Genomic DNA, 17,392 nt, shown 5'->3' on the forward strand with positions numbered 1-17,392 from the left:
ACTAACATCATCTTTACCGGGCTAAATGTCACTAGTCGTCATTGGTCTCTGACGCGACAAGAGAAAATCGTTGTTGAGTCACCCATCTCCCCTCAGTATTCACGATCAACGCAAAATTGTTGCAATAACACTGAATCGCTCTCTGCTTCGCCATCAACAAACGCACCTCATCTTCTATTCGCTCGAGCGCCTCTGGCTCACTCTCTCTGGCGACGGTGAGGTGAGGTATGCTGGCTGTATGGAGACCACCGTAGGGTGGGTAGTCTGGGAAGGCATCGACGAATGCTTTAATCAGCGAGATAAAAGGAGCGCGAGGGCTTGGCTGAAGATACACCGTGTCCGTGAATCGGCCCACACCCGATAGGTAAAACTCAAAAGCAGTGGTTTGTTTAGCAATCGCTTGAAGCTTGTGGAGATCTTTCTCGATAATCTCGTTAGGTGATACAAAGGGATAAAGCAGTGTTATGTGCGCGGGCACGCCTATAGCCGCTGTAGCATCATAGCGCTGACGAAGCTCGCCAACCACGGGTTCGGCTTCTCGAACAGGAACGATCAAGGCCGCTTGCGGTGCCACTCGGGTCATGACTGCATCGTCCAGTTCGGCGCATCCGTGCCAGGTGGCATCGAGGGCCGTGCATAGCCTGCTGGCGTGCGCAGCAGCTGCGCGCTGGGACGCACCGCGCGTAACAGGCCGAAGCCAGAAATATCACTTGTCAACCAGGGCGCAAAGTCGGGCCTAGCGGCGTCAAGGCCTCCCTCGACGCGCCCCAACCCCCGCAGCCAGTGGCCAGTCTGCGCCAACGAAACCTGCACATGCCAGCTTCCCCCTTCGCGCTGCTGATGCCACAGGGCGGCGGCAGCCCCGAAGGCCATTAGGAAACCACTGGCCTGGTCGAGAATCTGCATCGGCAGCGCGCGTGGCTTGCCGTCATCGGTCACTTCACCCTCAGCATGATTGAATCCCATCGCCGTCTGCACCAGCGAGTCAAAGCCGCGGCAGTTGGCCCAGGGGCCCTGGGTACCGTAAGCGGTGAGCGACACGCTGACAATGCCGGGCCGGCGCGCAGCCAGGGCATCAGGAGAAAAACCGAGTGCGGCCATCCCACCGGGGCGGTAGCCCTGCGAAAATACCTGGGCATTCTCAATGAGCCGCCATAACAACCTTCGCCCGGCATCAGTGCATAGATCAATATGCGCCGAGCGTTTGCCCCGGCTGGTCTCGGCGATGGCAGCGATATTGGGAAGGTTAGGTGAGTTCACCAGCATCACATCCGCACCCAATGAAGCTAACGCCCGCCCTCCCACCGGCCCAGCCAGAATACGAGTGAGATCAAGCACCCGCACGCCTGTGAGCGGACGAGCGTTATTTGCCAGCGTTGGCAGCGCGCGAGGCGGTGCATCGCCGATGCGGGTGATCGTCATTAACGGCTGCGATGCGATGGTCTGGCCCTGGGGCGTTGCATCCCACTCATCGAAGCGACGCAGCGCCGTGGCCACTAGGCCACGCTCAGCGCTCGCCTGCTCGAACGCCAGCGCCTGCCAGCGCAACAGTGCTTGTGCGGCATCTTCGCGTGTCGCTGATCTCTTATCCAGGCCCAGTAACCGTAGCGCGCCATCGCGATGGTGACGAAAGTTGGTGTGTACACGAACGTGCCCGTCGGCGCAGCGATATAAGCCGGAGAACGGATCCCAGAGGTTGGGTTCCTGGCCATTCAGGCTAAACCACCCCAAGCACTCAGCGGCGGCGTGCGCCATATCCACCGCGACTGGCTGGCGGGGAGCCCCACGTGAATGCCCCAGCTCGCAGGCGGCAAGCGCCGCGGCAGCGATCGTCGTTTGCGCGGCGGCGCCAACGGCAAACGAGGATGGGAAAACGGGATCATGGCCAGTCAACGTGATCTTGTCCAAAGCCTCCGCCGGCAGACCACCCAGTGACCAGAGCGCGGTCAGTGCATCGCGTGCTGTCAGCGTATGGAAACTCATGCTAAAGCCTCCAACAACGCCCATCCCTGGGGCCACTCCCCTAACTGACTTGCGGCGTTGATATGCCCGCAGGCGCCCACGTCAACAAAATCGGCTTGCCATGCCGCAGCCTGCTGCTGGGCATAGGCTGTCGTCGCGTAGGGGTCGTCACTGCTGGCGACAACCAGCGCTGGAAATGGCAGCGGTCGAGCAGGAGGGTTGCGGAAACCGCTCGCTTCGGGCGGGAAAGCCTTTGCGCCAGGATCAGGTACTGCCACCAACAACGCGCCGCTTACCTGCGCCAATCGATGAGCTCTCTCATCGCTACTGTTGGCCTCCTGCACCCAGTGCGCCACCAGCAGGCATGAAAGACTGTGAGCAACGAGCAACACCGGCGCCTCAGCTTCATCAATGGCGGTATCCAATGCCTGCAGCCAATCGGTAAGATTCGGCTCATCCCAGGAGCCAGGCTGAAAACGGAGGCTATTAGGCCGCTTTAGCGCCCATAGCGACTGCCAGTGGTTAGCATCAGAATTGCCGAGACCGGGCAGAAATAGCAGCTGGGTCGCTGGCTTGTTAGTTGTCATTGCAGGTCTCCTTACGCGGTCGATAGCGCAACTCGCCAGGAAAAGTCGTGGGCGGATTACCGGTGCGCAGCCACTCCATGGCAAGTGGCCAGAGCACGTCGCGAAAGCGCTTATGGAAAAAAGCGAAATGGCCGATGCTTGGCTGGCCCACCGCAGTTGGCGCTAGCCGCAGGTGGTAGTGTTCGCTACTACTGTAATACTCTAGAAGGCGATCAAGCGCGGGACGAGTGCCGAAAGGGTCATCGTCGATGCCCAGCGCCAAAATCGGTGCCTGCACACGCGCGAAGCCCCGCACCAGCATCTCAGCTTCGGGCTCGCCCTCAGGTGTTTCACGTTTACGCCGCACGTTGTGCTCAAAGCGCGGCCCCATTCGCGCCCAATCCAGTGCTACGCCTTTGGGTGTATCTTCCATCCACCCCAGACGCTTGGCGGGTACGTAGCCGACCAAAAGTGCCAACAGTGGCATCGCTAGATGCCAACGCAAGAACATAGAGCGCCGAGCCTCGGGTGCGTAGTCCCGCCAGTAGGCATACTGTGCGCCCATGGTGAAGATGCGACGCACGCGATGGGCGGACTGGGCAAGGCCAATCACGAAACCGCCCGCAGAGTGACCCACCACATCGATAGGTTGACCAGGAAAACGCCTGGCGACGTAGCGTAGAACGCCTTCAAAATCATGCTGCCCCCAGTCGATCCAGTCGGCCTTGAGTTTGCGCAGCGAATGGTGGCGCGAATCGCCGATTCCCCGGTAGTCATAGGTCACTACGTCCCACCCTTGCTGGTACAAATAGTCAGCAAAGGGCATGTAATAGCGGCAGCGCACCGAGGTGGCGGTGTTAATGATCACCACGGGGCCAGGGTGAGACGACGAATCACAAGGCCGGCGCCAAACCCACCCGCGCAACGCATAACTATCCGCCGCGCTGATAGAGACGAGCTCAGGTATCAATGTTCTGTCGCCTTGCATCTATACCGTTCTTAGCCCCAGTGACGGTAGCATGAAAGTCCGCAATCAGTTGCTGGGTAACAGGGCCCACGGGCCATTCGGTCTTCGCCTTATCTTCCACCAATGCCACCACCGGCTGAAGCTCGACCGAGGTGCCGGCAGTCAACACTTCGGTTGCAGCACGCAGTTCCTCGAGTGTAACCGCTCGCTCCTCTACCGGCAGGCCTCTCTGACGTGCCAAACCCAACACATGGCGCTTGGTGATGCCATCAAGAAAACAGGTCGGCAGTGGGGTTACCAGTACGCCATCACTGACCAAAAGCAGATTAGTGGCTGTCGTTTCAGCGACTAAGCCGTCGCTATCGAGCAGTAACGCATCATCACAGCCTACTGCTATGGCCGCATGGCGGGCTAGCGTGCCGATCATATACAGTCCAGAACACTTAGAGGCAGTAGGCGCCGTATTAGGGGGCGGGCGTCGCCAGTTGGCCAGTTGCAGCCGAATACCTACCTCTGCCCGCCCCTGGGACGCCGCCGTAGGCCAATCCCAAGCGGCAATCGCCACATGGACACGTGCTTGAGGCGCCGCGATAGACACACTGTCCGCGCCACGCCAGGCGATAGGGCGGATATACGCATCGGTTAGCTGATTGGCCCATAGCACCGCGTCAATCGCTTGGCTGAGCTCGCGGTGCGACCAGGGCAGCCGATAGTCCAGTAGTGCGGCGGAACGCTCTAAACGCTCCAAATGCGCGTCACCCAGAAAAACACGCCTGCCGTAGGCACGCATGCCTTCGAATACCGCTCCCCCCATGTGTAACGCATGGCTAAGCACGTGCAGGCGCGCCTCACGCCAAGGAAGCAGCTCACCATCGAGCCAGATCAACCCATCTCGGTCATCAAGAGCGTTTAGCATGGCACCCACCCAGTAGCAGATTATCGATATCGTCAGTCTGTCCTCAGTATGTTTTAAAAACGAGTGAGTAAATCTCAAACTGGGCTGAGTTTTGCTCAGCGATTTTTACAGCGTGGTCAGCGCGGCTTCTTGTATGATCTGTTTATCAACCTTCGAGGGTGGGGGTAGCGATTATGCGGATTCCTGTGCCATTAAATGCTCTACGCGCTTTTGAGGCGACGGCGCGGCATCTTTCAATCAAGGAAGCGGCCATGGAGCTTTCGGTCACTCCTTCGGCCGTCAGTCACCAACTGCGCATACTGGAGGAGTTGTTTGGCGTCGTGCTTCTGCGCCGAACAGGAACGCGTCTTGAGCTTACCGACGCGGGGCACAAGCTAACGCCTTACCTGCAACAAGGCTTTACGCAGATTGCCAAGGGGGTTGACTCACTTCGCCAAAAACGCCGTGACGGGCCGCTACGTCTCAACATGTTGCCTACTTTTGCAACCAACTGGCTGTCGCCGCGGTTAAGCCTGTATCCCTTCGAGCGGCGTGGATTCTCGCTTGAGATATCCACTACGCAGGATGAGGTAGACCTTGCCGCGGGGGTGGCCGATGTGGGCATCTGGTACGGCAACGGGCATTGGCCGGAATTACAGGCCGATCTCCTCTTTGAAGCAACCATCGACCTTTATGCCCGTCCAGGCTTTGCTACCGGCTCCCATCGCGATCGCCTTGACCGTGTCAGCCAGGCCAATCTGTTTGTCTCCCGCCACTGCCTGACATGGCAACGCTGGATGGAGAGCCTTCCCGGCGGCCCCTTCAAACCCGCCGTGGTCACGCAGGTGGATTCCGGCGGATTAACGCTGCAAGCCGCCGCCGATGGGGTAGGTGTATCGATAGCGGTCTGCGAACTGGCCGATAGCGCCGTGCGTTTGGGGCGTCTAACGTCGGTATTCGAACATCCAGTCAACGCAGACGTTGGCTTCTGGTTAGTCTACCCAGATGCACTGCGCGAGGATCGCCGTTTGGAAAATTTGCGCAGCTGGCTGTGCGAGCAGTCAGCGTAGCCAGATACTTGCGCATTATTTATCGCTTACTTAACGACGCTTCTCCCCCACGATGCGTGAAGGTGTTCGCCAGACCAGCAGCGCCCCCAGCAGGAATAATCCTGATGCGGCCCACATGGCAATGGGTAGGCTAGTGCCATCGACCAAGCGTCCCCCTAGCATAGCCCCCAATCCAATCGACATGTTGAAGGTAAACGCCATCAACGCTGTGGCGGCTTCGGTGTTGGGTGCTGTGCGTATAATCCAGGTTTGAATGCTGACTGATACGCTGCCAAACACCGCGCCCCACATCATGAGCAACATGACGCCGCTGCTCGGCTGAACACCCAGCAGCGGGAAGATGGCGACGACGATGAGCAGCAGGCTGGGAATCGCCAGCACGGCGCGGTAGGGGTGGCGCCCGGCAAACATGCCTGCCGCGATATTACCCACAATACCCGCCACCCCATAAAGCAGCAGCAGACTGCTCACATGGCGTTGGGAAATACCGCTGATCTCTTGCAGGATGGGGCTAATAAAGGTGTAAGCAGCAAAGTGGCCAACGACCACAAAGGCGGTCGTGAGTACCGCCACTCGCACGCCGCGATTGCTAAACTGCTGGGCGAGCACGCGAAGCCGCACCGGCTCCCTTGGTGGTAACGGCGGTAGCCAAAACCACAGCGCCGCGGCCGTTAACAGGCTTAGGGCGCCCAGCGACCCAAAGGCGACCCGCCAGTTGCTCAGATCTCCCAGCAGCGTTCCTAGTGGCACACCCAGCACCGAGGCCGCCGCAACGCCACCAAAAATCATCGTCATCGCTTTTGGCACTTGGGCTTCAGGCACAAGCCGTGGGACAATGCTGCCTGCTACCGCCCAAAATCCACCAATGCTGAGCCCTACTAACACGCGGGCGGCGAGTAGTAGTATAAAGCTGCTTGCCAGCGCCGAAAGCACGCTCCCCACTACCATCACAACCATTAACAGGGTGAGCATAATACGTCTGTCCAGACGCCCTACCGCGACCGGCAAGAGTGGTGCAGAAAAGGCAGCGACCACACCAGGCACGGTGACCATTAAGCCTGCCATCCCAGGGGTAACGCCCATGGAAGAAGCCACTTGAGAGAGCAGCCCAATCGGCAACTGTTCAGCGGTCACCAGTAAAAAAATGCCGATCATCACGGCCACCACCGCCCACCAGCGCGGCGCTTGCTCCTGTTCCATCTGCTGCTCCCTGACTGTCTAAATTCCGGCGAACAAAGCTATACCTAACCACAAAACCATATCTGGCAAAAAAAGTACCTAGCAAAAACAACGCCCCCGCAGCCAGAGGCTACGAGGGCGGTATCAGAAACCTAGCTAGCGATTTACATCGTCGCTTCGGTTTCCGCTGCTTCCGCTGCGAAAGCGGCTTTCTCTTCTTCGGTGATCTCTTTCATCGACAGCTTCACGCGGTTGCGGTTGTCGATATCGAGTACCTTAACAATCACGTCGTCGCCTTCGTTCAAGAAGTCGCGCACGTTATTAACGCGCTCAGCAACGATCTGCGAGATGTGCACCAGGCCATCAGTTCCCGGCATGATGTTCACAAACGCACCGAAGTCGGCAATACGCACTACCTTACCGTTGTACAGCTTGCCGATCTCCGCTTCTGCGGTAATCGCCAGTACGGTGTCGATGGCGCGTTTCGCAGCGGCTTTATCTTCCGCGTAGATACGTACGGTGCCATCGTCGTCAAGATCAATGGATGCGCCGGTGTCTTCGCAAATTTTGCGAATCGTCGCGCCGCCTTTACCAATCACGTCACGAATCTTGTCAGGATCGATTTTAATGGTTGCCATGGACGGCGCGTTGTCGGAGACATCGCTACGACTCTGACTGATCACGACATTCATCTGCTCGAGAATACTCAGTCGCGCGGTCAGTGCTTGCTGCAGCGCGAGCTCCATAATCTCTTCGTTGATGCCTTCGATCTTGATGTCCATCTGCAGGGCAGTAATGCCCTCTTCAGAACCGGCCACTTTAAAGTCCATATCGCCAAGGTGGTCTTCGTCACCCAGGATATCGGTCAAGACGGCAAAGCCATCGGCATCTTTCACCAGGCCCATGGCAATACCAGCAACCGGAGCCTTTAGCGGCACACCCGCGTCCATCAAGGCCAGCGAAGAGCCACACACAGAGGCCATCGAGCTTGAACCGTTAGATTCGGTGATTTCAGAGACGACACGGATGGTGTAGGGGAAGGCGTCTTCGGCGGGCAGCATGGCCTGCACACCACGACGCGCCAAGCGGCCGTGACCGATTTCACGACGCTTGGGGCCACCCATAAAGCCCGCTTCGCCTACCGAGTAGGGGGGGAAGTTGTAGTGCAGCATAAAGCGGTCTTTACGCTCACCTTCCAACGATTCGATGAGCTGAGAATCACGCAGCGTGCCCAACGTTGCCACTGCAATCGCCTGGGTCTCACCGCGAGTGAAAACAGCAGAGCCGTGCGCTTTGGGCAGCACACCGACTTCGATGGCCAAGGGGCGCACGGTTTGGTTATCACGACCGTCAATACGCGGCTCGCCTTTTACAACGCGTGAACGCACAACGCGTTTTTCCAAACCAGCAAAGGCACCTTTCACGTCATCTTTACTGAACTTATCGTTAACCGGTTCGCCTTCATCGGCTGCCAGTTGCTCAATGGCTTGAGCTTTCAATTCGGCTAGCGCATCCTGGCGCTGCATCTTGTCAGTGATGCGATAGGCATCGCCTACCTTGGCTTCAAAGGCATCGGCCATGGCGGCTTTAAGCGCCTGGTTCTCTTCGGCGGCTTGCCACTCCCAGCGCGGCTTGCCCGCTTCAGCAACCAGCTCGTTAATGGCACTGATCGCGACCTGCATTTCCTGGTGACCGAACAGAACGGCTCCCAGCATTTCGTCTTCAAGCAGCTCTTTGGCTTCAGACTCAACCATCAGTACGGCTTTTTCAGTACCGGCGACGACCATGTCCAGCTCAGAGGTAGCCAGTTCTTCAACCGTCGGGTTGAGGAAGTAGCCTTTCTCTTCGTTAAAACCAACGCGAGCCGCGCCAATCGGGCCACTAAACGGTACGCCAGAGATACTCAGCGCCGCGGAGGTGCCAAGCAAAGCGGCAATATCCGGATCGTGGTTACGATCGGTAGAAAGAACGGTACAGACAACCTGCACTTCGTTCATAAAGCCTTTGGGGAACAGCGGGCGAATAGGGCGATCAATCAGGCGCGAGGTTAGCGTCTCTTTTTCAGTGGGGCGCCCTTCGCGCTTGAAGAAGCCGCCAGGAATTTTGCCCACCGCGTAGGTTTTCTCTTGGTAGTGTACCGAGAGGGGGAAAAAGGGCTGACTCGGGTTGGCGTCTTTTCGAGCAACCACGGTACACAGTACGACGGTGTCATCCATTGTTACCATGACAGCGCCGGTAGCTTGGCGAGCAATACGCCCGGTTTCGAGCGTGACGGTGCTACGACCGTACTGGAACGTTTTCTTTACCGGATTCACAGCGACTTCCTTCAGCATTATCAATATCTACTTGTCTATTCGTTTAGGTCGTTTTGACTCGTTACCATTCTAGGCGCTGGAGCGCGTTAGGGCTACCTGTTCCCTCTCGTCGTCAACTCGAAACATAAAAAAACGGGCAGCTCCTTGGGAGCTGCCCGTTTCTAATCGTTGCCGTTAACGCTTAACGACGCAGACCTAAACGCTGAATCAGAGACTGATAGCGTTCGAAATCTTTACGCTTTAGGTAGTCCAGCAGCTTACGACGCTGGTTAACCATGCGGATCAGACCACGACGAGAGTGGTGATCCTGCTTGTTGGTCTTGAAGTGGTCCTGCAGGCCATTGATGTTGGCGCTCAGCAGTGCAACCTGCACTTCAGGGGAACCGGTATCGTTATCGCCGCGGCCGTATTCAGTGACGATCTCGGCCTTCTTCTCAGCGGTTAAAGCCATCTGTATCTCCAGTAAGCAATATGCCTAAAAATGAATGGGTGAGACCACGCATATTTGCAGTCTCAAGCTACTATGTGCGTCTTGCATCTTACTATTTTCACGTAGTCTGCGGCGTCCTTGCAACAGGCCTTACGAGATAGCGACGGTACTTAACAGCCGCTTAGGCGCCACTTCCTGGGCACCTTTCACTACACCAAGGCCGATAAACGTCTCGGCGTAATAAAGTCTGGCTACGTCGTCCGCGGCTAATGCACCGGTTTCGAGAGCAGCGGGCTGGCCATGGGCCAAACGGGCGTGAGCGGTGTCATCGACTGTCAGTAACGGTAAATGATCAACGAGCACATCCACGGGCATTAGCTCAGCTTCCAAGGCGGCTTGGTCGGCTAACGCTTCCAAGGCCTCTAGCGTCCACATCGCGTCGGCTAAAAAGGGCCCTGTTTTGAGCCTTCTTAGTTGACTAATGTGCGCGCCACAGCCAAGCGCCTGACCAATATCTTCGGCTAACGTGCGGATATAAGTGCCTTTACTACAGCTTACTTCCAGCTCGAAAGCCGTGCCATCAAATGAAAGCAGGCGCGCATCATACACGCTTATTCGGCGTGCTGCACGCTCTACGTGTTTACCTTCACGGGCCAACTCGTAGAGTTTTTTACCCTGATGCTTTAAAGCCGAATACATGGGCGGCACTTGGTCGATCTCACCGCGAAAACGGGTGAGCACAGCTTCCACGTCATCGACGTTTAGGCTGGGAACTTCATGCTGCTCCATCACCGAGCCTTCCGCATCGCCGGTATCGGTGATCACCCCCAGTTCTACCCGGGTGCGATACACCTTGTCGGCTTCAAGCAGGTGCGACGAGAACTTAGTGGCTTCCCCAAGGCAGATCGGCAACAAGCCGGTTGCCATCGGGTCTAGCGTCCCGGTGTGTCCGGCTTTTTGAGCCTGAAACAACCGACGAACACGCTGCAGCGCGTGGTTGCTGGAAACGCCCTTGGGCTTATCCAGCAGCAGTACACCATTGACCGGCAAACCGCGACGTTGACGCGCCACTAGCGAGTTTCCTCACTTTGCTCGGCGTCCGCGTCATCCTCGTCATCTTGATAGCGTGCACGATCCGTGGTCACCGCTTCATCGATCAATGAAGAGAGTTGCTGACCACGCACCACACTTTCATCGAAATGAAAACGTAGCTCCGGTACGTGACGTAGCTTGATGCGCTTAGCAATCTGACTTCTTAGAAAACCGGCGGCGCGCTTAAGCACTTGCAGGTTTTCTTTAATACGCTCGGGTTCTTGCTCACCCAACAGAGTGACGTAGACGTCGGAGTAGCCAAGGTCACGGCTAACGGTAACGCCGCTAACGGTGACCATACCTAAACGCGGGTCTTTCACTTCACGTTGGATCAACACCGCCAGCTCCTTTTGGAGCTGGTCGGCTACCCGGTCGGTACGCTTAAATTCGCGCATGTTTAGCTCCTCGCAACCTTACAGGCTGCGCTCGACCTTCACTTGGTCGAAGACTTCGATCTTATCGCCGACTTGGACATCGTTGTAGTTCTTCACGCCGATACCACACTCCATACCGTTGCGCACTTCCTGCACATCGTCTTTGAAGCGGCGCAGCGATTCGAGCTCACCTTCGTAGATCACCACGTCATCACGCAGCACGCGGATCTTCTTATTACGATGGACGTTGCCTTCAATCACCATACAACCGGCGATCGCACCAATCTTCGGCGCACGGAAGACGTCGCGTACTTCGGCAATACCAACGATCTCTTCTTTCCACTCAGGGGCGAGCATACCGCTCATCGCCTGTTTGACCTCGTCGATCAGCTGGTAGATAACGCTGTAGTAGCGCAGATCCAGACCTTCACGCTCGATGATCTCGCGGGCAGCAGCGTCAGCACGAACGTTAAAGCCGACCACGATGGCTTCAGAAGCAAGTGCCAAGTTGGCATCGGTACCGGTGATACCACCCACGCCCGAAGAAACCACGGCCACTTCCACTTCATCGGTGGAGAGCTCTTCCAGAGCACCCTTGATCGCTTCCAGAGAGCCTTGAACGTCGGCTTTGAGGACGACATTGACCTTGGCCACTTCGTCTTGGCCCATCTGGCTGAACATGTTCTCCAGTTTGGCTTTCTGCTGACGCGCCAAGCGCACTTCGCGGTACTTGCCTTGACGGAAGTTAGCCACTTCGCGGGCTTTCTTCTCGTCAGCGACGACCATAAAGTCATCACCGGCATCCGGCGTTCCGCCCAAGCCTTGAATCTCTACCGGCATGGCCGGGCCAACCGAATCAACCTGCTGGGCAAGTTCGTTGGTCAGCGCACGCACACGACCATAGTGCAGACCCGCCAGGACGATATCGCCCTTTTTCAATGTACCGTTCTGAACCAGTACGGTAGCGACCGGACCACGGCCTTTATCAAGGCGTGACTCAACCACCACACCTTTACCCGGCGCGGAAGGCACGGCTTTTAGCTCAAGCACTTCGGAGGCCAGCTGGATCGCTTCAAGCAGCTCTTCCATACCTTCACCTGTCTTAGCAGACACGTGAACAAACTGGGTGTCACCGCCCCACTCTTCCGAAATCACGCCGTGCTGGGAAAGCTCGTTCTTGATGCGATCCAGGTCGATACCCTGCTTATCGATCTTATTCACCGCCACCACCATCGGTACTTCAGCGGCTTTGGAGTGCTCAATCGCTTCAATGGTCTGCGGCATCACGCCGTCATCCGCTGCAACGACCAGAATCACGACGTCCGTTGCCTTAGCACCACGGGCACGCATAGCGGTAAACGCCGCGTGGCCTGGGGTATCCAGGAAGGTAACGCCACCGTGGTTATCTTCCACGTGATACGCACCGATGTGCTGGGTAATACCGCCCGCTTCACCAGTGGCAACCTTCGCCTTACGGATATAATCCAGCAGCGAGGTTTTACCGTGGTCAACGTGACCCATCACCGTCACAACGGGTGAACGAGTGATCTCTTCGCCTTCGTAGGAGATGCCTTCGAGCATTTCCGTTTCCAACGCGTCATCTTTAACCAGCTTCGCGGTATGGCCCATCTCTTCCACCACAATCGCCGCCGTATCCTGATCGATGGTTTGGTTGATGGTAACCGCCGCGCCCATGTTAAACATGGCCTTGATCACTTCATTGGCCTTGATCGACATTTTGTCGGCCAATTCCGCCACGCTGATAGACTCAGGGATCGACACTTCACGCACCATCGGCTGGGTCGGTTTCTGGAAAGCGTGCTTGCCATTGCCGGTTTGGTTGCCACCACGGCGACCACCACGACGTTGTTCGGCACGTTTTACCTTCTTACCGCCGCCACCGCGTTTACGCTCTTCGCGATCACCACGATCTTCATCGTCACGACGACCTTTGGCCTTCGCTGCCGTTTTCTTCGGCGGCGCGGTACGGCGGTCAGAGCGGCCCTCTTTCGGCGGCGCTGGCGGCATATCGTCGCCCGACGGGGTATCGTCGATTTGCAGATTAGGCACATCAAGATCAGGCGTTACAGGCGCCTTTTCAGCTTTCGGCTTGGCGTCAGCTGGCTTCTTAGCAGCGGCTTCTTTCTTGCTCGCTGCTTCTTCAGCCGCTTTAGCTGCCTGAGCCTTCTGCGCAGCTGCTTTTTCTTCAGCGACACGCGCATCGTTTACTTTGCGCTCAGCTTCCGCTTCCGCCATATCGCCCACTAACTGGCGTGGGCCGGTGTAGCTAGGCTCTGGCGCTTTCGGCTTCTCATCTTCAGCGCTTTTGACGTAAGTCTTTTTCTTACGTACCTGCACTTCAATAGTTTTGCCGCGCTCGCCGGTATTAATACGGCTACGGGTTTTGCGCGTCAGCGTGATGCGGTTTTTGCCCGCTTCAGCGGTGTCGCTGCCACCGTGGCTTTTCTTCAAGAAACTCAGCAGCTTTTGCTTATCTTCTTCAGACACAGCATCGCTTTCAGAAGCGTGCTCTAAACCTGCTTCTTTCATTTGCTCTAGTAGGCGGGGCACATCACGGCCCACCTTTCCTGCGAAATCTTTAACTGTCATATCTGACATATTGACCCTCCTCAGCCCGTGACCTGTTTACTGTGTGTTCGAATCCGATGCGTCATCGACTTCAAACCAGGGCGCACGGGCAGTCATGATCAGTGCCGCTGCGCGCGCTTCGTCCAACTCCTCGATATCGACCAGATCGTCGACAGACTGCTCGGCGAGATCTTCCATAGTGACAATGCCGCGACTGGCCAAAATGAAGGCCAGGTGGCGCTCCATGCCATCCATCTCCAGCAGATCAGCTGCTGGTTGGGCACCGTCTAGCGCTTCTTCCGAGGCAATTGCCATCGTCAGCAGCTCGTCTTTCGCACGTGCGCGTAGCTGCTCTACTAAATCTTCATCGAACTCTTCGATTTCGAGCATCTCTTCCATCGGCACGTAGGCGACTTCTTCCAGGGTAGTGAACCCCTCTTCCACCAACAGGCGAGCGACATCTTCATCCACTTCAAGGTGCTGGATGAAAGAGTCCACCAGGCTATCAATCTCTTGGTCGCGCTTAGACTCTGCTTCTTCTTCGGTCATGACGTTAATCCGCCAGCCGGTAAGCTCAGAGGCCAAACGCACGTTCTGACCGCTACGGCCAATGGCCTGAGCCAGATTATCTTGCGCCACGGCCACGTCCATCGCGTGGGCATCTTCGTCAACAAGGATAGACCCAACATCGGCGGGCGCCATGGCATTAATGACCAACTGGGCGGGATTGTCGTCCCACAACACAATATCGACGCGCTCGTTTTGCAGCTCGGAAGAGACTGCTTGAACGCGCGAACCGCGCATTCCCACACAGGCACCCACCGGGTCGATGCGGCGATCATTGGTTTTAACCGCAATTTTGGCGCGCGAACCGGGATCACGAGCAGCGCCTTTAATCTCAATCAGCTGCTCAGCGATTTCAGGCACTTCGATTTTGAACAGCTCGATGATCAGCTCGGGACATGTCCGCGACAGCTGAAGCTGGGCGCCACGAGCATCGGGATCCACTTTGATCAACAGGGCGCGCACCCGCTCGTTCATGCGGTAACGCTCACCGTGGATCATTTCATTGCGGGGTAAAAACGCCTCAGCGTTTTCGCCCAAATCAATGATCAGGCCGTCGCGGGTGGTTTTCTTAACAATGCCGGCAACCAGTTCGCCTTCACGATCTGCATATTGGCGCACGACTTCAGCCCGCTCAGCTTCACGTACTTTCTGTACGATCACCTGCTTGGCGGTTTGCGCAGCAATACGACCAAACGATGCGTTTTCGATGGTTTTTTCGACCACATCGCCCAACTTTAGCGGCGGATCACGCTGCTCGGCGATGGTCTCTTTAATTTCGTAATCTGGCGTTTCAAACTCGTCGTCTTCTACGACAGTCCAGAAGCGGAAGGTTTCGTATTCACCGGTGCGACGGTCAATATGCACGCGCACATTGGCTTCTTCTTTGTCAAAACGCTTACGTGACGCGCTCGCAAGAGCGGCTTCTACCGCTTCGAAGATGACATCACGTGGGACGCCCTTCTCATTGGAGATCGCGTCTACGACCATTAAAATTTCTTTACTCATGCGTATGCCTCGCCAGAAAACCTATCCTTATGTGCATCACCCCGGCAGCCTGCCGGCAGCGCCGCCACCCGGTCAATCGTCGAACTGCGGTACAATGTGAGCAGAATCAATACTCTCAATAGGAAAGCAATACTCTTCGCCATCCAGTTGAATGAGCACTTCATCCCCCTCAACACCGACCAGAAGCCCTTGATACTTGCGCCGCCCGTCAAAGGCAGTGCGCAGCTTGAGCGCGACGTGATGACCTTGAAAGCGGGTAAACTGATCCAGGGAATACAAGGGACGTGCCATGCCTGGCGAGGAGACTTCCAGCCGATACTCACCGGCAATGGGGTCTTCCACATCCATAACAGCACTGACTTGGCGGCTAATATCTGCGCAGTCTTCTACGCTAACGCCACTCTCGCGCTCGATATAGATCACCAGCCGCGAATTTTTGCCCTGGGAAAGATGGTCGATGCCCCATAGCTCAAAGCCCATGGCAGCAACAACAGGTTCGATCAGCGCGTGAAGCGCAGCGTGTTTAGTGGCCACAGACAAAGCTCCTATAGCCGTTGCATCAGGCACCTGGCCAGGAGTTATTAGAAAAGCTAGGTGGCTGATTGGCGTTACTCGGAAATGTGCTCCCGGTTATCCGGACGCATCCGCTATTAAGATTACTCATATTAGCGACAAGCGGGCGCTAGCCCAATGCTTTTGCTAACCAAAAGCTGCTAACAAAAAGCCCCTTCACTGGAAGGGGCTTTTTAAAAGAAACCTTAAGTACTAATTCTCAGTACTATCTTCAAGTACCGTCTCAGCAACACGCCCCAGGATTTACCTGATAGAAGCTATTTTCAATCTATGGTAGTAGAGAAAACAACTTTCGAACATGCCACTAGAAAATGGTAGCGGGGACCGGATTTGAACCGATGACCTTCGGGTTATGAGCCCGACGAGCTACCAGACTGCTCCACCCCGCATCAATCTAGGTCGACGATAATAGACACTAAAGCTACTTACGTCAACAATTACTTGCTTCAAGAACACTTTACTTAAAGCTGTCTTTTCATTTTAGCTGCTAAATGCGACGTTCTCATTTAACAACCTAAAAAGACATTCTGGGAAGCTGGCGAGCCAGCAAAACAGATGGTGCCGAAGGCGGGACTTGAACCCGCACGACCATACGGTCACTACCCCCTCAAGATAGCGTGTCTACCAATTCCACCACTTCGGCATCAGGGGAGGCTAAAGAAACGTTATCTAACGAAACAACGAGAATTACTTACTCGCTGCTTTCCTCTAGCACTGGCGCGGTATTATCCACGTCCGCAGGCCTGTCGTCAAGCGTCGGAACGCTTTGCTGCTGCTCGATCAAGCGCGAGTCTGGAATACCTGCTTCTGGTGCCTGACCAGCCTGGGTGGCGAAGTAAGCCAGTGCCATAGAGGTAACGAAGAAACCCGCCGCCAAAATAGCCGTTGTGCGTGATAAAAAGTTACCGCTGCCCCGCGAACCAAACACGGTTTGTGAAGCACCACCCCCGAAAGCCGCACCGGCTTCGGCACCTTTACCCTGCTGAAGCAGAATGAGTACCACCAGGGCGATCGCAATCACCACATGGATCATAAGAATTGCAACTTGCATGGCGTTATCCTGCTGACTGACAAATGGCATAAAAATCATCGATCTTAAGTGAGGCTCCGCCCACTAGACCGCCGTCGATATCTGGCTGAGCAAGCAGCTCAGCCGCATTACTTGCATTCATACTGCCGCCGTAGAGCAAACGCAGCTGTTCAGCCAACCCCTTATCAAAGCCCGCCTGGTAAGCACGAATGCCTGCCATGACTTCCTGGGCTTGTTCAGGAGATGCCGTACGCCCCGTGCCAATCGCCCAAACGGGCTCGTAGGCAATCACCACTCGCTTGCGCTGGTCTGGCTCCAGGCGAGACATTACGTGCCCTACTTGACGCAACACTACGTCCATTGTGCGGCCCGCGTCGCGCTCCTCCAAGGACTCCCCCACACAGAGAATCGGCGTGATATCCACGCTCAATGCCGCCAGCAGGCGCGCAAATATCTGTTCGTCGCTCTCTTTATAAAGCTGACGCCGCTCTGAGTGCCCTACCAAGACGTAAGAGACCGCAAACTCTTTGAGCATGCGACCACTCACTTCACCGGTATGCGCTCCAGAGTGAATGGGATTCAATGTTTGCGCGCCCAATGACAGCCCCGTGCCCTCAAACGCCAGGCGCGCCGCATCCAAATAAGGGAACGGCGGAATGATAACGACATCCACGCCCTTTGGCGATACGGCGGCAGAGAAGGCCTGGCCGAATTCGTTGATCAACGCCACGGAACCGTTCATTTTCCAGTTACCGGCAATTAAAGGCGTACGCATCGA

Annotated in this window: 16 protein-coding genes and 2 tRNA genes; 1 reads left to right on the top strand and 17 read right to left on the bottom strand. The window is 56.3% G+C overall.

From position 1 onward, the window contains the following. Nucleotides 1-31: 31 nt before the first annotated feature. Genes HZS80_RS17340 through HZS80_RS17360 form a run of 5 tightly spaced genes read right to left on the bottom strand, consistent with a single transcriptional unit; the run spans nt 32 to nt 4,411 of the window. The gene (locus HZS80_RS17340; protein WP_179916756.1) at nt 32-583 is read right to left on the bottom strand and encodes a 2'-5' RNA ligase family protein; all 552 of its coding nucleotides are present in this window, start codon (nt 581-583) and stop codon (nt 32-34) included. Next, complete coding sequence (locus HZS80_RS17345; protein ID WP_179916757.1) at nt 580-1,983, bottom strand: CoA transferase; 1,404 nt, start codon at nt 1,981-1,983, stop codon at nt 580-582. The genes HZS80_RS17340 and HZS80_RS17345 overlap by 4 nt, the downstream gene beginning before the upstream one ends. After that, nucleotides 1,980-2,549 carry an RBBP9/YdeN family alpha/beta hydrolase gene (locus HZS80_RS17350; RefSeq protein WP_035562728.1) on the bottom strand — a complete coding sequence of 190 codons (570 nt, stop codon included), beginning with the start codon at nt 2,547-2,549 and terminating at the stop codon, nt 1,980-1,982. The genes HZS80_RS17345 and HZS80_RS17350 overlap by 4 nt, the downstream gene beginning before the upstream one ends. Further along, nucleotides 2,539-3,498 (bottom strand): alpha/beta hydrolase family protein, encoded by a 960-nt coding sequence (locus tag HZS80_RS17355; protein ID WP_200897114.1) that lies wholly within the window; start codon nt 3,496-3,498, stop codon nt 2,539-2,541. Before HZS80_RS17355 ends, HZS80_RS17350 begins: the two co-directional genes overlap by 11 nt. Further along, on the bottom strand, nt 3,488-4,411 hold the full coding sequence (locus HZS80_RS17360) for an aminotransferase class IV (protein WP_035562726.1): 924 nt from the start codon (nt 4,409-4,411) through the stop codon (nt 3,488-3,490). Before HZS80_RS17360 ends, HZS80_RS17355 begins: the two co-directional genes overlap by 11 nt. A 173-nt stretch (nt 4,412-4,584) precedes the next feature. Here HZS80_RS17360 and HZS80_RS17365 point away from each other — a divergent pair, with 173 nt between their 5' ends. Further along, entirely contained in the window at nt 4,585-5,460 is an 876-nt protein-coding gene (locus HZS80_RS17365) for a LysR substrate-binding domain-containing protein (RefSeq protein ID WP_082072658.1), read from the top strand. Between the two features lie 30 nt (nt 5,461-5,490). On the opposite strand, the gene HZS80_RS17370 is transcribed toward HZS80_RS17365, so the two are convergent. The 12 genes from HZS80_RS17370 to tpiA all read right to left on the bottom strand — a co-directional run bounded on the left by HZS80_RS17370 (nt 5,491) and on the right by tpiA (nt 17,389). After that, entirely contained in the window at nt 5,491-6,660 is a 1,170-nt protein-coding gene (locus HZS80_RS17370) for an MFS transporter (protein ID WP_035562724.1), read from the bottom strand. Nucleotides 6,661-6,803: 143 nt separating this feature from the next. Further along, nucleotides 6,804-8,972 carry a polyribonucleotide nucleotidyltransferase gene (gene pnp, locus HZS80_RS17375; protein ID WP_035562722.1) on the bottom strand — a complete coding sequence of 723 codons (2,169 nt, stop codon included), beginning with the start codon at nt 8,970-8,972 and terminating at the stop codon, nt 6,804-6,806. Between the two features lie 163 nt (nt 8,973-9,135). After that, nucleotides 9,136-9,405 carry a 30S ribosomal protein S15 gene (gene rpsO / locus HZS80_RS17380; protein ID WP_007111823.1) on the bottom strand — a complete coding sequence of 90 codons (270 nt, stop codon included), beginning with the start codon at nt 9,403-9,405 and terminating at the stop codon, nt 9,136-9,138. Nucleotides 9,406-9,534: 129 nt separating this feature from the next. Continuing rightward, the gene (gene truB / locus HZS80_RS17385; RefSeq protein WP_035562719.1) at nt 9,535-10,455 is read right to left on the bottom strand and encodes a tRNA pseudouridine(55) synthase TruB; all 921 of its coding nucleotides are present in this window, start codon (nt 10,453-10,455) and stop codon (nt 9,535-9,537) included. Continuing rightward, entirely contained in the window at nt 10,455-10,871 is a 417-nt protein-coding gene (gene rbfA, locus HZS80_RS17390; RefSeq protein WP_008958799.1) for a 30S ribosome-binding factor RbfA, read from the bottom strand. The genes truB and rbfA overlap by 1 nt, the downstream gene beginning before the upstream one ends. Before the next feature lie 18 nt (nt 10,872-10,889). Then, complete coding sequence (gene infB, locus HZS80_RS17395; RefSeq protein ID WP_035562716.1) at nt 10,890-13,469, bottom strand: translation initiation factor IF-2; 2,580 nt, start codon at nt 13,467-13,469, stop codon at nt 10,890-10,892. Nucleotides 13,470-13,496: 27 nt separating this feature from the next. Continuing rightward, nucleotides 13,497-15,011, bottom strand: coding sequence for a transcription termination factor NusA (gene nusA, locus HZS80_RS17400; protein WP_035562713.1), 1,515 nt, complete (start codon nt 15,009-15,011; stop codon nt 13,497-13,499). 72 nt (nt 15,012-15,083) lie between these two features. Then, nucleotides 15,084-15,545, bottom strand: coding sequence for a ribosome maturation factor RimP (rimP, locus tag HZS80_RS17405; protein WP_008958796.1), 462 nt, complete (start codon nt 15,543-15,545; stop codon nt 15,084-15,086). A gap of 351 nt (nt 15,546-15,896) precedes the next feature. Then, nucleotides 15,897-15,973, bottom strand: a tRNA-Met gene (locus HZS80_RS17410). Nucleotides 15,974-16,140: 167 nt separating this feature from the next. Further along, a tRNA-Leu gene (locus tag HZS80_RS17415) sits at nt 16,141-16,227 on the bottom strand. A gap of 48 nt (nt 16,228-16,275) precedes the next feature. Next, entirely contained in the window at nt 16,276-16,635 is a 360-nt protein-coding gene (gene secG / locus HZS80_RS17420; protein WP_035562710.1) for a preprotein translocase subunit SecG, read from the bottom strand. A gap of 4 nt (nt 16,636-16,639) precedes the next feature. Then, on the bottom strand, nt 16,640-17,389 hold the full coding sequence (tpiA, locus tag HZS80_RS17425) for a triose-phosphate isomerase (protein ID WP_035562707.1): 750 nt from the start codon (nt 17,387-17,389) through the stop codon (nt 16,640-16,642). Nucleotides 17,390-17,392 lie beyond the last annotated feature (3 nt).

Origin of the sequence: Vreelandella glaciei (assembly GCF_013415125.1) — a bacterium.
In the GTDB taxonomy this organism is placed as follows: Bacteria; Pseudomonadota; Gammaproteobacteria; order Pseudomonadales; family Halomonadaceae; genus Vreelandella; species Vreelandella glaciei.

What these genes read in the sequence shown, in the direction of transcription:
- rpsO (WP_007111823.1), bottom strand. Translation starts at nt 9,405, where the DNA reads ATGGCTTTAACCGCTGAGAAGAAGGCCGAGATCGTCACTGAATACGGC.
- HZS80_RS17345 (WP_179916757.1), bottom strand. Translation starts at nt 1,983, where the DNA reads ATGAGTTTCCATACGCTGACAGCACGCGATGCACTGACCGCGCTCTGG.
- HZS80_RS17360 (WP_035562726.1), bottom strand. Translation starts at nt 4,411, where the DNA reads ATGCTAAACGCTCTTGATGACCGAGATGGGTTGATCTGGCTCGATGGT.
- infB (WP_035562716.1), bottom strand. Translation starts at nt 13,469, where the DNA reads ATGTCAGATATGACAGTTAAAGATTTCGCAGGAAAGGTGGGCCGTGAT.
- rbfA (WP_008958799.1), bottom strand. Translation starts at nt 10,871, where the DNA reads ATGCGCGAATTTAAGCGTACCGACCGGGTAGCCGACCAGCTCCAAAAG.
- HZS80_RS17365 (WP_082072658.1), top strand. Translation starts at nt 4,585, where the DNA reads ATGCGGATTCCTGTGCCATTAAATGCTCTACGCGCTTTTGAGGCGACG.
- pnp (WP_035562722.1), bottom strand. Translation starts at nt 8,972, where the DNA reads ATGCTGAAGGAAGTCGCTGTGAATCCGGTAAAGAAAACGTTCCAGTAC.
- HZS80_RS17350 (WP_035562728.1), bottom strand. Translation starts at nt 2,549, where the DNA reads ATGACAACTAACAAGCCAGCGACCCAGCTGCTATTTCTGCCCGGTCTC.
- HZS80_RS17370 (WP_035562724.1), bottom strand. Translation starts at nt 6,660, where the DNA reads ATGGAACAGGAGCAAGCGCCGCGCTGGTGGGCGGTGGTGGCCGTGATG.
- secG (WP_035562710.1), bottom strand. Translation starts at nt 16,635, where the DNA reads ATGCAAGTTGCAATTCTTATGATCCATGTGGTGATTGCGATCGCCCTG.
- nusA (WP_035562713.1), bottom strand. Translation starts at nt 15,011, where the DNA reads ATGAGTAAAGAAATTTTAATGGTCGTAGACGCGATCTCCAATGAGAAG.
- HZS80_RS17340 (WP_179916756.1), bottom strand. Translation starts at nt 583, where the DNA reads ATGACCCGAGTGGCACCGCAAGCGGCCTTGATCGTTCCTGTTCGAGAA.
- tpiA (WP_035562707.1), bottom strand. Translation starts at nt 17,389, where the DNA reads ATGCGTACGCCTTTAATTGCCGGTAACTGGAAAATGAACGGTTCCGTG.